Source organism: Paenibacillus thiaminolyticus (genome assembly GCF_003591545.1).
GTDB lineage: Bacteria > Bacillota > Bacilli > Paenibacillales > Paenibacillaceae > Paenibacillus_B > Paenibacillus_B thiaminolyticus_A.
Genome location: NZ_QYZD01000023.1, coordinates 73,766 through 87,101 on the forward strand (window position 1 = coordinate 73,766; position 13,336 = coordinate 87,101).

15 protein-coding genes and 1 tRNA gene are annotated in these 13,336 nt (G+C 53.4%); 13 read left to right on the forward strand and 3 right to left on the reverse strand.

The features are described from left to right. Window positions 1-390 precede the first annotated feature (390 nt). The 5 genes from polA to DQX05_RS21265 all read left to right on the forward strand — a co-directional run bounded on the left by polA (window position 391) and on the right by DQX05_RS21265 (window position 5,985). Entirely contained in the window at window positions 391-3,060 is a 2,670-nt protein-coding gene (polA, locus tag DQX05_RS21245) for a DNA polymerase I (protein ID WP_119795471.1), read from the forward strand. Between the two features lie 63 nt (window positions 3,061-3,123). Next, window positions 3,124-3,966, forward strand: a complete 843-nt coding sequence (mutM, locus tag DQX05_RS21250; protein WP_119795487.1) for a DNA-formamidopyrimidine glycosylase — start codon at window positions 3,124-3,126, stop codon at window positions 3,964-3,966. Between the two features lie 100 nt (window positions 3,967-4,066). Further along, window positions 4,067-4,777, forward strand: coding sequence for an MntP/YtaF family protein (locus tag DQX05_RS21255; RefSeq protein WP_119795472.1), 711 nt, complete (start codon window positions 4,067-4,069; stop codon window positions 4,775-4,777). A 30-nt stretch (window positions 4,778-4,807) separates the two neighbouring features. Next, complete coding sequence (coaE, locus tag DQX05_RS21260; protein ID WP_119795473.1) at window positions 4,808-5,404, forward strand: dephospho-CoA kinase; 597 nt, start codon at window positions 4,808-4,810, stop codon at window positions 5,402-5,404. Then, window positions 5,401-5,985 carry a lytic transglycosylase domain-containing protein gene (locus tag DQX05_RS21265; RefSeq protein ID WP_182914851.1) on the forward strand — a complete coding sequence of 195 codons (585 nt, stop codon included), beginning with the start codon at window positions 5,401-5,403 and terminating at the stop codon, window positions 5,983-5,985. The genes coaE and DQX05_RS21265 overlap by 4 nt, the downstream gene beginning before the upstream one ends. Window positions 5,986-6,037: 52 nt before the next feature. On the opposite strand, the gene DQX05_RS21270 is transcribed toward DQX05_RS21265, so the two are convergent. Continuing rightward, window positions 6,038-6,259: an alpha/beta-type small acid-soluble spore protein gene (locus DQX05_RS21270; RefSeq protein WP_119795474.1), complete on the reverse strand. Its 222-nt coding sequence runs from the start codon at window positions 6,257-6,259 to the stop codon at window positions 6,038-6,040. Between the two features lie 122 nt (window positions 6,260-6,381). Here DQX05_RS21270 and nrdR point away from each other — a divergent pair, with 122 nt between their 5' ends. Beyond that, entirely contained in the window at window positions 6,382-6,855 is a 474-nt protein-coding gene (gene nrdR, locus DQX05_RS21275) for a transcriptional regulator NrdR (RefSeq protein WP_119795475.1), read from the forward strand. Window positions 6,856-6,946: 91 nt separating this feature from the next. On the opposite strand, the gene DQX05_RS21280 is transcribed toward nrdR, so the two are convergent. Together DQX05_RS21280 and DQX05_RS21285 are read right to left on the reverse strand one after the other, a co-directional pair. Beyond that, window positions 6,947-7,021 (reverse strand) — tRNA-Ala (locus DQX05_RS21280). Between the two features lie 55 nt (window positions 7,022-7,076). Further along, a complete protein-coding gene (locus tag DQX05_RS21285) occupies window positions 7,077-7,331 on the reverse strand; it encodes a hypothetical protein (RefSeq protein WP_087445290.1) in 255 nt (84 codons plus the stop codon). A gap of 167 nt (window positions 7,332-7,498) precedes the next feature. Between DQX05_RS21285 and DQX05_RS21290 the strand changes: the two genes are divergently transcribed. The 7 genes from DQX05_RS21290 (at window position 7,499) to DQX05_RS21320 (ending at window position 13,241) form a co-directional block, all read left to right on the forward strand. Beyond that, window positions 7,499-8,401, forward strand: a complete 903-nt coding sequence (locus tag DQX05_RS21290) for an AraC family transcriptional regulator (RefSeq protein ID WP_119795476.1) — start codon at window positions 7,499-7,501, stop codon at window positions 8,399-8,401. A gap of 135 nt (window positions 8,402-8,536) precedes the next feature. Next, a complete protein-coding gene (locus tag DQX05_RS21295) occupies window positions 8,537-9,508 on the forward strand; it encodes an N-acetylglucosamine kinase (RefSeq protein ID WP_119795477.1) in 972 nt (323 codons plus the stop codon). A gap of 54 nt (window positions 9,509-9,562) precedes the next feature. Then, on the forward strand, window positions 9,563-10,870 hold the full coding sequence (locus DQX05_RS21300) for a 6-phospho-beta-glucosidase (protein WP_119795478.1): 1,308 nt from the start codon (window positions 9,563-9,565) through the stop codon (window positions 10,868-10,870). A 141-nt stretch (window positions 10,871-11,011) separates the two neighbouring features. Next, window positions 11,012-11,410, forward strand: coding sequence for a phage holin family protein (locus DQX05_RS21305; protein ID WP_119795479.1), 399 nt, complete (start codon window positions 11,012-11,014; stop codon window positions 11,408-11,410). Between the two features lie 217 nt (window positions 11,411-11,627). Next, entirely contained in the window at window positions 11,628-12,005 is a 378-nt protein-coding gene (locus DQX05_RS21310; RefSeq protein ID WP_119795480.1) for a cupredoxin domain-containing protein, read from the forward strand. A 114-nt stretch (window positions 12,006-12,119) separates the two neighbouring features. Beyond that, entirely contained in the window at window positions 12,120-12,542 is a 423-nt protein-coding gene (locus DQX05_RS21315) for a DUF86 domain-containing protein (protein ID WP_119795481.1), read from the forward strand. 63 nt (window positions 12,543-12,605) lie between these two features. Next, a complete protein-coding gene (locus DQX05_RS21320) occupies window positions 12,606-13,241 on the forward strand; it encodes a helix-turn-helix transcriptional regulator (protein WP_182914852.1) in 636 nt (211 codons plus the stop codon). Window positions 13,242-13,336 lie beyond the last annotated feature (95 nt).

A 13,336-nucleotide genomic window follows, 5' to 3' on the forward strand; every position in this document is an offset into this window, starting at 1 on the left:
CCTATAAGGGCGCTGATGGTTGTACTCCTGATTCGTTGGGATATTGACTATAAGGGCGCTGATGGTTGTGCTCCTGATTCGTTGGGATATTGCCTATAAGGGCGCTGATGGTTGTACTCCTGATTCGTTGGGATATTGACTATAAGGATGCTGATGGTTACTCCTGATTCGTTGGGATATTGATTATAAGGACGCTGGCGAGTGCTCCTGACTCATTGGGAGATTGATTATAAGGGTACCGATGGGCCAACCTGACCCGCTGGGAGATGCAATTTATGTAAGTGAAGTCCATTCGGCATCCGATCTTAGCGCCGCGTTCAGATTCGATTTCCTATTCCGGTTCACGCTATGCTATCATGAAAACATGAGACGGGATTGAGGTGTTTATTAATGAAAGAAAAATGGATCGTAATCGACGGCAATAGCATTATTTACCGTGCTTTTTTTGCGATGCCGCCATTGACGAACTCACAAGGATCGCATACCAACGCCGTATTCGGCTTTACGCAGATGCTGCTTCGCATTTTGGAGGAGGAGCAGCCGACTCATATGCTGGTCGCGTTTGACGCGGGCAAGGAGACGTTCCGCCATGGAGACTATCAGGATTATAAGGGTGGCCGGGAAAAGACGCCGCCGGAGCTGTCCGAGCAGTTCCCGCTGTTGAAGGAGCTGCTGACGGCGATGGGCATCGCCCATTTCGAGATGGCGGGCTACGAGGCGGATGACATCATCGGCACGATGACCCGCCAGGCGGATGAAGCAGGACAGCCGATGTTCGTCGTCACCGGGGACAAGGACATGCTTCAGCTTGCTTCCGGCCACGTGTCCGTGTTGCTTACGCGCAAGGGCGTGACGGAGGTGGAGAAGTACACTCCGGCCGAGATAGAGGAGAAGTACGGCTTGAAGCCGGAACAGATTATCGATCTGAAAGGATTGATGGGAGACACCTCTGATAATATCCCGGGCGTTCCGGGAATTGGAGAGAAGACGGCACTGAAGCTGCTGCATCAGTATCCTAGCGTCGAGAGCGTGCTGGAGCATGTAGACGAGCTGAAGGGCAAGATGAAGGAGAATCTGGTCAATCATGCGGAAGATGCCCGGATGAGCAAGCGGCTGGCCACGATTTTCCGGGAGGTTCCGCTGGATCTGCCGCCGGAACAGATGAAGTTCGACGGCTTGCAAGCAGAGATAATGCCGGCGCTCCGAAAGCTTGAGTTCAGATCCGTTATTGAGCGGCTTGAAAAAGCCGGTGTCGGTGGAGAGGCTAAGCCTGCAGCCGTCGATGAATCGCTCACGGCGGAGCGTCTCCATGTCCGTATGGCCGGAGAAAGCGGATGGGACGGGCTGAATCAGACGCTCGCAGCCGCAGACGTGCTGATTGTGGAAGCCCATGGCGACAATCCGCATCAAGCGGAGCTCATCGGCCTGCTTGTCGGGACAGAGGAAGAGAGCTGGTATGTGACGGCAGATGAACTGCAGAGCGAAGAGGCAGCCAAGCTGCGGACATGGCTGGGAGACGGGCAGCTTCCAAAAAGCGGCTTCGATCTTCACTATAACGATCTGGTGCTCCATTGGGCGGGAGTTCCGCTGGAGGGATCCGTCTTCGACGTCCATCTCGCGGCCTATCTCCTCAATCCGGAGGATGCTTCGGCTACGCTGCAGTCCGTCGCGGTGAAGTACGGGCTGCCGTCCTCTCCGGACAATGACGCCGTCTACGGCAAAGGCGCCAAGTTCAAGGTGCCGGAGAAGACGGTTGTCGCAGAGCATGCGGCTCGCAAAGCGAAGCTCGTCCGGCTTCTGAAGCCGGTGATGGAGAAGGCGCTGCAAGAGCAGGAGATGAACCGGCTCTATTATGATCTGGAGCTGCCGCTCTCCAAGGTGCTGGCACAGATGGAGAAGACGGGCATCCGGGTGAACAAGCAAAGTCTTCACGATTTGGGAACGAACTTCAAGCAGCAGATAGAAGAGACGATGGCGCGCATTTATGATCTCGCCGGCACCGAATTCAATATCGGTTCGCCGAAGCAGTTGGGCGAGATTCTGTTCGATAAGCTGGGCTTGCCGGTTGTCAAGAAGACAAAGACGGGATATTCGACCGATGCCGAGGTGCTGGAGAAGCTGGAGCCGTACCATGATATTATTCCGCTCATCTTGCTCTACCGGCAGATGACGAAGCTGCAGTCCACCTATATTGAAGGGCTGCTGAAGGAAGTGCGCGAGAGCACGGGCAAGGTCCATACGTATTACCGTCAGACCATTGCGGCGACGGGCCGCCTGAGCAGCCAGTATCCGAATCTTCAGAACATTCCGATCCGGCTTGAGGAAGGGCGGCAAATCCGCCAAGCGTTCGTGCCTTCGGAGCCGGGCTGGTATATTGTCGCGGCGGACTATTCCCAGATCGAGCTGCGCGTTCTGGCCCATATCTCTGGGGATGACAAGCTGAAAGAAGCGTTCATCCACGATATGGACATTCATACGAAGACTGCGATGGACGTATTCGGCGTCGCCGCCGACCAGGTCGATGCCAATATGCGCCGGCAGGCGAAGGCCGTCAACTTCGGCATCGTATACGGCATCAGCGACTACGGGTTGTCCCAGAACCTACACATTACGCGCAAGGAAGCGGCCGCGTTCATCGAGCAGTATTTCCATGTGTTCCGTGGCGTCCGCCAATATATGGATGATATCGTCAAGCAGGCTCGCAAGGACGGTTATGTCACGACGCTTCTCGAGCGCAGACGTTATCTCAAGGATATCAACGCATCGAACTACAATCTTCGTTCGTTCGCGGAACGGACGGCGATGAATACGCCGATCCAGGGCACCGCCGCCGATATTATCAAGCTGGCGATGGTGCAGATGGATGCCAAGCTGAAGGAGCTGGGCTTGAAGAGCCGGATGCTGCTTCAGGTGCACGACGAATTGGTATTCGAGGTGCCGGAGGATGAAGTGGACTCTATGAAGAAGCTGGTGCCGGAAGTGATGGAAGCGGCTTTGAAGCTCGATGTGCCGCTTCGGGCCGATGTCAGCTCTGGCGGCAATTGGTATGAAGCGAAGTAAATGAAAACCAGTACTCCGCAGGAGGACAATATTCGGTATAATGGACAACGAGAGGTGATTGACATGCCGGAATTGCCGGAAGTGGAGACTGTCAAAAGGACATTAAATACGCTGGTGGCGGGAAAAACGATTGAGCGCGTGACCGTTACGCTCTCCCGCATCATCCAGCGTCCAGCGAATATAGAAGAGTTCTGCGACGCATTGAGCGGACATACTATCGAACAGGTAGAGCGGCGGGGCAAGTTCCTCCGCATTTTGCTGGACGGGCTTACGCTGGTGTCCCATCTGCGGATGGAAGGGCGCTATGGCGTGTTCCAGGCAGGGGAGCCGGTGGAGAAGCATACTCACGTTATCTTCCATCTGACGGATGGCAGCGAACTAAGGTATAAGGACGTGCGCCAGTTCGGCACGATGCATCTGTTCCGGCGTGATGAGGAATGGAGCATGCCGCCGCTGCAGAAGCTGGGGGTGGAGCCGCTCTCGGAAGAGTTCACGCCCGATGTGCTGGCCGCTTTGCTGCGCAAGCGCCGCAGCTTCATTAAGCCGGTGCTTCTCAATCAGCATGTCGTGGTAGGCATCGGGAATATCTATGTGGATGAAGCGTTGTTCCGGGCAGGCATTCATCCGCTGCGGCCGGCGGACGAGCTGACCGAAGCGGAATGCGTCCGCTTGCACGAAGCGATTGTGGCCACGTTGACCGAGGCGGTCGAGGCCGGAGGATCCTCGATCAAATCGTATGTCAACGGTCAGGGCGAGATGGGCATGTTCCAGCAGCAGCTTCAAATGTATGGCCGTCAAGGCGAGCCGTGCATCCGCTGTGGACAAATCATTGAAAAGAGCGTCGTCGGAGGCAGGGGCACGCATTACTGCCCGCGCTGCCAGAAGCATTCTCAACGCGCTAATTAGCATTCACCCCTCTCCGCTGTTGCCCATATGATGGGGTATACCGGCGGGAAGCCTGCTCTGACATGCGGGCCGGTTCTCGCCGAGCAGGGAGGGTAATGTGATGCTAATGAAAGCAGCGTCCATGTTCGTCTTGGCTTTTGCGCTGAGCCTTGACAGCTTCGGAGTCGGAATGACTTACGGTCTGCGCCGTGTGCGTATCCCGATATTTTCGATCTTAATCATTTCGATATGCTCCGGATTGTTCATCTGGCTGTCGATGCAGGCCGGAGGGCTCCTGCTCCGGTACGTATCTCCGGCTGCCGCGAAGTGGACCGGCTCGGTTATCCTGATTACGATCGGGGCTTGGGCGATCATCCAGTTGCTTTGCAAGAAGCAGGATGCAACGGAAGCGGGCCGAAGCCGGAGCGGCGGTATGAAGGACATTCCTCCCCAGGACCTGAAGGACTGGATTGGCCGGGCGGAATCGAAGCCGCTCATTCGCATCCAGCTGCGCCGTCTCGGCTTAGTCATTCAAATATTGAAGACGCCCTCGGCTGCCGATATTGATCGCTCGGGAAGCATTAGCGCCGCCGAAGCGGCATGGCTCGGAGCCGCCTTGTCGCTTGATGCTTTCGGCGCAGGGATCGGGGCATCCTTGCTTGACTATCCGTCATTGCTGACGGCGCTTGTGATCGCTTTATTTAGCGGTGCCTTTTTGCGGGCAGGCATGCATCTGGGAATGAAGTTCTCGCACCAGCGCTGGATTAAGAGAATATCATTCCTGCCAGGTTTGTTGTTAATGTTGATGGGGATGCTAAAATTGATATCTTAATGTAAGCAGGCAAATAAATGAGGTGAAGGCATGAACATCGGATTAACCGGCGGCATTGCGTCGGGGAAAAGCACCGTCTCCCTTCTGCTCGTGGAACGGGGCGCTCTGCTTGTTGATGCTGACCGGATTGCCAGGGAGATCGTGCTTCCTGGCAGTCCCGCGTTAGATCAAATCGCGGACCGGTTCGGAGCGGACATGCTGTTGCCGGACGGCTCGCTTGACCGCAAGCGGCTTGGAAACGTTGTATTTTCCGATGACGTCAAGCGGAAGGCGCTTGAGGAGATTACCCACCCTGCCATCCGGCAGGAGATGATGACGCAGATGCGCCGGCTTGAGGAGGAGCATCCGCAATCGCTAGTCGTGGTGGATGTGCCGCTGCTGTACGAGTCCGGCTTGACTGATCGGTTCGAGGAGATCGTGGTCGTCTACGTCCCGCAAGCGATCCAATTAGAGCGCTTGATGCGGCGGGACGGGTTAACTGAAGCGGAAGCGTCCGAACGGCTTCTCTCCCAGTGGGATATTGAGAAGAAGCGGGAACGGGCGGATTACGTCATCGACAACAGCAAGGGAATGGAAGAGACTCGGCAACAGGTGGAACAGTTCTGGCTTCAGAAAGGCTTGTTATGAACCGAATCATGAATCTGATGCGGAAAAAACGTTTTTTGCTCGTCCTCTTTCTCGGGTTTCTATTTATTATATTCGTACAATCGCAATGGCTGGGCCGCTGGATGTATCCGATTCCATATGAGGATGAGATTCGGAAGCACGCGGGCAAGTACCAGATTGATCCGCTGCTTGTCGCGGCCATCATTCGGGTAGAGACGAATTACCAGGCTGGACAAGAATCCAGGAAGGGCGCTATAGGGGTCATGCAGCTGATGCCGGAGACGGCCTCGTGGGCGATGGAGCAGCTCAAGCTTGATTCGCATTGGACGATGGAGGAATTGAAGTACGAGATAGATCCTAACATTCACATCGGAACCTGGTACTTGCAATCGCTGCATAAACAGTTCAATGGCAACTGGATTGCGGCGATCGCGGCATACAACGCCGGTCCGGGCAATGTGAGCAAATGGCTCCGCAACAAGACGTGGGACGGACGGTTCGAGACGGTGAAGCACCAGATTCCTTATGGGGAAACGAAGCTGTACGTACAGCGCGTTATCCATTATTATGATAAGTATAAGGATGTCTATGGGATCAAATGAATAAGCATCGGACAAGCCGGGGTTACCAGCTTGCTCCGATGCTCGTAATGCCTTATTTGAATTGACCTGCTAGTTGTTGCTCCGCGATTTGTACCAGGCGCTTCGTGATGTATCCCCCGATCGAGCCGGTGTCACGGGTTGCCATGTTGCCATAGTATCCGTCTTGCGGAATGGCAATGCCCAATTCTTGAGCGATCTCGAACTTCATTTGCTCGAGTGCTGCAGTTGCTTGAGGTACAACCAGGTTGTTGCTGGAACGGTTGCTTTGGCTCATATCTATTCACCTCCTTGCGGTTGGTAATTGTATTGTGTGCATTCTCGCTAAGTTCATTACAGGTAACGACTGGTATTTTCTATAACATCCGAGTTAGATCGGGAAGAAAGGAGGAACACCATTTGAAATGTCCTTTTTGTGCCCATCTTGGAACGAAAGTGCTGGATTCCCGGCCTGCGAATGATAATAAATCCATCCGGAGGAGAAGGGAGTGCGAGCTGTGCAGCCGCCGGTTCACGACCTTCGAAATGGTCGAAGAGACGCCGCTTATTGTCATTAAGAAGGATGGAAGCCGCGAGGAGTTCAGCCGCGACAAGATGCTGCGAGGCCTGATTCGGGCTTGTGAGAAAAGGCCGGTCTCGGTGGAACGGCTGGAGATGATAGCGTCGGAAGTGGAGAAGCAGCTCCGGAATACAGCTCATGCCGAAGTAGAGAGCCGCATTATCGGCGAGCGGGTGATGGAGCAATTGTATCCGGTCGATGAGGTGGCCTATGTCCGATTTGCTTCCGTATACCGCCAATTCAAGGATATCAATATGTTCATGAAGGAACTGACCCACTTGCTGTCCAAAAATTCATTAGGGGAGCCCTCATGAAGAACCCGCATCTTAGAACCCTTGCGGGTTCTTTTGTGCAGACATAACAAAAAGAACATCTTCATCCAGATGTTCTTGAGTGTAGCTATGATGGTGGAGCATAGCGGATTCGAACCGCTGACCTCTTCACTGCCAGTGAAGCGTTCTCCCCCTGAACTAATGCCCCGTTACCTGTTACATTATACCACCAGATGTCTCGAATTGCAACAGGATTTATTCATTTATTCAGCGAGCATGTCGGATAGATGGACTTGGCTGTCAATTTGTTCCGCGAAGCGGTTCAGACATAAGCAAATGAAGTCCTTTCTGCATACGGGACAAGGAATGGAGAGCAAGCGGCTGATGGTAATTGCTCCTTTGTTGTAGATGACGCGGCATTGAGTGCCATCCTGCAATTTCACTTTGACTTGATACAGGTTGTCTTCATCGTTGCGCTCAATTAACGTCTTTTCCTTTACAATCGGTTGGTAATTCACGGGTAGGTCACCTGCTCCCTTTAGTTTTTTGCATTTTACATCTTAATGTCTTTTTATTGCCTTTGTCAATTTATTTGTGTACAGGACGCGAAATGTTCTTCTTTGCGGAATTGCCTTTTTTTGTTGTAATAGAAAGAGAACGTTTCCATTATGGAGGTGAAGCTTGAGTGGATCGGAATGTATATACGGAACCCCGGGAAAGGCCGAAGGCCATTATGCCTGATCCGGTGTGTTGGCCTACGCCGATGCCCTACCTCGTATCGACGACGGAAGGCGTAAGTCCAAGCTTTCAACGGCTCCATTGGCACCGCGAACTGGAGATTAATTATATCCGGGGCGGGACAGGATTTTGTGTGATCAATGGTGTAAAGTATCAGCTTCAGGCGGGAGATATTATCCTCATCAATGGACAGGACCTGCATCGCGCCTTTGAGACGGATCATCTGGTCATTGACGTTCATATGTTCGATCCCGGGATGCTGGCCATGGAGATGCGTTACGACCACGACTTGCTTCGCCCGTTCCGGGAACAGGGCATACAGTTCACCAATCTGGTCAATCGGGACATGCCGGCATACGATGAATTGATCGCAATACTCCTCAATATGAAGGAGGAGATGGATCTGCGTGCTCCATCTTACGCATCCGTCATCCGGGCGCAATTGACCCGCTTCCTCGCCCTCGTCAACCGGCACGGCGCTCTCGCGGAAGGGGAGGCGGCGCCGGTGAAGCACCGAGGAATCCACGCACTGAAGGAGCTTATTTTAACGATGGAGCTCAATTTGGATTACCCGTGGACGCTGAAGGAATTAGCCGAGCTGACCCATTTGAGCCCGTCCCGGTTCAGCGCCTTGTTCCAGCAGGCGGTCGGCACGTCGCCGCTTGATTATCTTATCCAACTACGGCTGACCCAAGCGGTTCATTTATTGGAATCATCGGATGAGAAAATTATTGATATTGCATCAGAATGCGGCTTTCGCAACTTATCGAATTTCAATCGTCTGTTCAAGCAGCTATTCGGTGTGTCGCCTAGCGAAATCCGAAATCAGCGAACGAAGAAAAAACAGTAAGATCATATTAGTTTTCACGAGGTTAGTAGTAGTTAATGGGATAAACCAAATTGTAAGGTAGGGATATAGCACAGATGAATATTCGCACGTGAAGGTGCGAGGGGTGCATTTTGCAGATGAATGGGAGAGAAACCGATGAGCATCTACTTAGGAGTTGACGCAGGAGGGAGCAAGACGCACGCTTTGCTGGTCGATGCGGAAGGGAATGTGCTCGGAACAGGCCTATCCGGCAACGGGAATCATCAGATTGACCGGAATGGGGCCGCCCGCAATATTCGTGCCGCCTGCGAAGCCGCGCTTGCTTCGGCCGGATTGAGGCATGAGGGAGTGGCCTTTGCCTACTTCGGCCTAGCTGGAGCGGATCGCGAACCGGATTATGTCATCCTGCGGCCGATGATTGCGGAGCTGGGCTTCGCCAGGCATGCGATTGCCTGCGACACGATGATCGGCATGCGTGCAGGTACGGATCGCCCGTATGGCGGCGTAATCATCAGCGGCACGGGCTTCAACAGCGCCGCCCGCAACCGCTACGGCGACGAATTGCAGTATGGAGGCTACGGCCATCTGTTCGGCGACGGATTCGGCGCGGGGTCCAGCCTAGCGGTATTGGCGTTCCGCGCGGTCATTCGAGAGTGGGACGGGCGAGGGGAAGCGACAGGACTGACGCCGCTCATTCTGAAGGAAATGAATTACGGCAATGTCGAGGATATGTATACCGATGTGCTGGATAACGGCGTGTCCGTGCCGCGGGATCTGGTCAAATGCTTGTTCGAAGCGGCAGCCGGGGGCGATGCTGTCGCGCAGCGCATATTGGAGGAGGAAGGAACGGAGCTTGGCAATGCGGTCAATGCGCTGATTCGCCGGCTGAATATGACGGATGACGAATTCGATGTCGTCCTTATCGGCAGTGTGTTAATGCGGGGCCAAGGCTCTTACCTGCAAGATGCGGTGACCCGGGAAGTGAGCAGGGTAGCGCCGAAGGCCCGATGTATCCGGCTGCAATCCGATCCGGTCGTCGGAGCGGTGCTGAGCGCGATGGATGAAGCAGGAGTTATCATCAGCTCGGAGCTGGATGCTCGTTTGAAGTCATTCACTTTTCCCGGATAAGCTTCGATCATAAGTTAAAGCGATTTGCTTTTCAAAATGAAGGAGGTACCAACCATGGGAGACAACAACGGATTGAAGATTGCTGTGATCGGCGGTGGCTCTTCGTATACGCCGGAGATTGTGGAAGGATTCATTCGCAACTATGAGCAAATGCCAATCCGCGAATTGTGGCTGGTCGATATCGAACAAGGCAAGCATAAGCTTGATATTGTCGGCAACCTGGCGAAGCGCATGGTCCAGGAATCCGGGCTCCCAATCGACGTCCATCTTACGCTGGATCGGGAGCGCGCGATTGAAGGCGCCGAGTTCGTGACCACGCAAATGCGAGTCGGTTTATTGGAAGCCCGGAAGCAGGACGAGCATATTCCGATTCAGCATGGAGTCATCGGCCAGGAGACGACCGGACCGGGCGGGATGATGAAGGCGCTGCGCACCATTCCCGTTCTGCTTGAGATTTGCCGCGACATGGAACGGCTGGCACCGAACGCCTGGATGCTCAACTTCACGAACCCGGCAGGCATCGTGACGGAAGCGGTCGCGAAGCATAGCCGTGTCCGTTCGATCGGATTGTGCAACTCGCCGATCAACGTCAAGAAATTCCTTGCTGCGGAATATGGAGTATCCGAAGCCGAGGTGCTGCCGGAATTCGTCGGCATCAACCATCTTCACTGGGTCACTTCGGCTGCCGTCAAGGGGGAGGAGAAGCTTCCGGAGTTGTTGGCCGGAGGGAAAGCGTACAATGCGAAGAACGTGCCAACGACGGGGTGGGATTCGGAATTCCTCGTCTCATTGGGAGCGATTCCGACGTATTATTTGAAATATTACTACCAGACGGATGAGATGTTCGAGGAGATGAAGGAATCGCTAGCGAAGAACGGTACGCGTGCAGACGTCGTCAGCCGCGTCGAGACCGAATTGTTCGAGCTGTATAAGAATGAGTCGCTCAGGGAGAAGCCGAAGCAGTTGGAGCAGCGGGGCGGTGCTTATTATTCGGAAGCGGCGGTCAATCTGATGAATTCCATATACAACGATAGACATGATATCCAGACGCTGAACGTGCTGAACGGCAATATTTACGACTTTCTCCCAGCCGGCGCCAGCATTGAAGTCAATTGTGTCGTCACGAAGCAAGGCCCGATCGCGCTGCCGCCGCGCTGGATTCCGGAACATATTAAAGGTCTGCTGCATGCCGTGAAGACCTACGAGCAACTAACGATTGAAGCGGCAGTCACCGGAGATCGCGGAATTGCGCTGCAGGCGATGGTGCATCATCCGCTTGTCCCTTCCGTCCGCGTGGCCAAGGCGCTGCTGGATGAGATGCTGGAGGCGAATCGGGCGTACTTGCCGCAATTTTTCAAATAATAATCATATCTATAGCGATGCGGACCGTGCCTTCGGATGGTGGAGGTCCGTATTTTTTTGTCAGGATGGAACCCGGCCGTGGCGGGATGGACAAGACCTTGCATACGATAAGGTATCACGTAGCAAGAGGAGGTTGATCTTATGAGACAGCTTGCTCTGAACAGCTTAAGCGGGCTTCTCGGCGGAGTCGTCGCTTTCCTGTTCGGCACCTGGAACCCGCTCTTATCGCTTCTCATCATCGCCATAGCCATTGATTATATCTCCGGCGTTGCCGCTTCACTGCGGGAAGGCAAGGGCTTGAGCAGCGAGAGAGGGTTCTGGGGCCTGACCCGCAAAGGGTTGATGCTGTTTATCGTCATTTTGGCCCATCATATGGATACGGTCTTCGGCACCGTATGGATACGAGAAGGCGCCATCAGCTTTTACCTCGCGAACGAGCTTGTGTCCATTGTGGAAAATTACGGGCGCATCGGTCTTCCGCTGCCGCCGAAGATTCGTAAATTTATCGCAACTCTTAAAAATAATGAGGAAGAACAATGAGGCTGTTCACGGAAATGTCAAGGAAGCTTCAGGCCTTCCCATCGGATGAAATCGCGTAAATACGGCGAAAATAAAAGAAAATTCTCTTTTCGTTCATTAATTCGTCACAAAGTTCAAAAATGATTTAGAAAATTTCAAGTTGGGGTTGAGAGATTCAGGGAAGATTTTGTAATATAAAAGGTGACGAATGTAACTGACAAAGGGGCGTATGACAGTTATGCAAAAATGGGCAATGTTCACATTGTTCAGCATCGCGTGCGTTTTCGCCATCGGATTGTTGCTCTTCAACATGCCGAAGGCTGAGCAAGAAGAAGCAGCTCCAGAAGGCGTTAAGCTTGTCAAGATTGTAGCGAGAAATGATTTTACGTTCGATCAGGCCGAATATAAGGTCAAGGCCGGAGAGAAAGTCCGCCTGAAGCTGGTGAATGAATCTGGTTTTCACGGTGCTGGCATTGAAGATTTCAAGATCGATTTGAAAGACGGTCAAATGGAAAAGGACTTTGTTTTCGACAAGCCGGGGAAATATTTAATTCACTGTTCGGTCATGTGTGGTACAGGTCATGATGATATGAAATCTTATTTGATCGTTGAATAAGCAAGATTTTTCAGGAAAAGGGGCTGACGGGCTCCTTTTTTTGTGGTTGCGAATCATGTCCAGCTTCGATATGCTGTCTGTGACAGTGTCTGACAGAGAAGGGAGAGGCTAGCGATGTACTATGTCAATACCACACAGATCGAAGAACGGTTGAATATGGTTCCCGAAATCGTGGAAGCCGCGAATGCGATTCGGAACGGATGGGATGGCAGCCTTACCGCTTCCTACGCGCAAGAACGGGCGCTCCATATCGCCATTGAGCTAATTACCGATGTAGGCAGTCTGCTGATCGACGGATTTATGATGAGGGACGCCAGCAGCTATGAAGACATCGTTAATATTTTATCGGAAGAGGGAGTCATACCGGAGCGGCTGCATGACAGTCTGCTCGGCCTCGTTCGCCTGCGCAAATCACTCGTTCAGGATTACGCTGCATGGAAGAGACGCGAGCTCCATCCCGCTATGGCAGAGCTGCAGGAGCTGTTGCCACCATTCGCCGAAGGCGCCCGCCAGTTCATTGCCAAAGAAATGATCTAGTCTCGGTCACCGGGATAAGATACAATGTCGATACGAAGACAAGCCAAATAAAGGTGGTTACTATTGAAACAGTCTGATTCGAAAATGTCGACCCGCCAACAGATGCTGATGCTCTTCAAGACCAATGGAGCGATGTCGGCTGCCCAACTGGCCATCGAACTGAACATGACCGAAATGGGCGTGCGTAGGCATCTGTATACGCTGGAGGAAGAAGGACTGCTGGAGACCGAGATGGTGCGCCAGCCGATGGGCCGCCCGCTGCGTACATACCGGCTGTCGACCCAAGGGGATGAACACTTCCCGAAGCAATACCATCAACTGGTTCTGGACTTGCTGAAGGAGATGGAGGTCTGGCTAGAGGATGATGGAATCAGGAAGCTGTTCGAGAGCCGCAAGCAGTCGCTGCTCGCAAAATATGCTCCACAGATGGGCCAATCCAGCCTGGATGAACGCGTCGAAGCTCTAGGGACCATTCAGGATCATAATGGATACATGGTTGAGACGGAAAAGGAAGAGGATGGAAGCTGGCTGCTGCATGAGTACAATTGCCCCATTGCGCAGGTGGCCCAACATTATAAGCAGCCTTGTGCTTGCGAGCTGGCGTTGTTCCGCGAACTGCTGGATGCGGATGTGACCCGCACCGAATGCATCGCGGAGCAGGGCCAGCGCTGCACATACCGGATTCGCAAGCGAATCTAGCCGCCGGGAGGGAACTCCCGGTTTTTTCTTTTAACTCCCCTGGCACAGGATGGGGATGTTCCTGTCTGCCTCTTATGTTCGTTATCCCCTTGGCG

Bases quoted from the DNA above. Each gene is read 5' to 3' on its own strand.
- DQX05_RS21315 (WP_119795481.1), top strand. From the start codon at position 12,120: ATGTACTATGTCAATACCACACAGATCGAAGAACGGTTGAATATGGTT.
- DQX05_RS21310 (WP_119795480.1), top strand. From the start codon at position 11,628: ATGCAAAAATGGGCAATGTTCACATTGTTCAGCATCGCGTGCGTTTTC.
- mutM (WP_119795487.1), top strand. From the start codon at position 3,124: ATGCCGGAATTGCCGGAAGTGGAGACTGTCAAAAGGACATTAAATACG.
- DQX05_RS21300 (WP_119795478.1), top strand. From the start codon at position 9,563: ATGGGAGACAACAACGGATTGAAGATTGCTGTGATCGGCGGTGGCTCT.
- DQX05_RS21265 (WP_182914851.1), top strand. From the start codon at position 5,401: ATGAACCGAATCATGAATCTGATGCGGAAAAAACGTTTTTTGCTCGTC.
- coaE (WP_119795473.1), top strand. From the start codon at position 4,808: ATGAACATCGGATTAACCGGCGGCATTGCGTCGGGGAAAAGCACCGTC.
- DQX05_RS21255 (WP_119795472.1), top strand. From the start codon at position 4,067: ATGCTAATGAAAGCAGCGTCCATGTTCGTCTTGGCTTTTGCGCTGAGC.
- DQX05_RS21305 (WP_119795479.1), top strand. From the start codon at position 11,012: ATGAGACAGCTTGCTCTGAACAGCTTAAGCGGGCTTCTCGGCGGAGTC.
- DQX05_RS21295 (WP_119795477.1), top strand. From the start codon at position 8,537: ATGAGCATCTACTTAGGAGTTGACGCAGGAGGGAGCAAGACGCACGCT.
- polA (WP_119795471.1), top strand. From the start codon at position 391: ATGAAAGAAAAATGGATCGTAATCGACGGCAATAGCATTATTTACCGT.
- DQX05_RS21270 (WP_119795474.1), bottom strand. From the start codon at position 6,259: ATGAGCCAAAGCAACCGTTCCAGCAACAACCTGGTTGTACCTCAAGCA.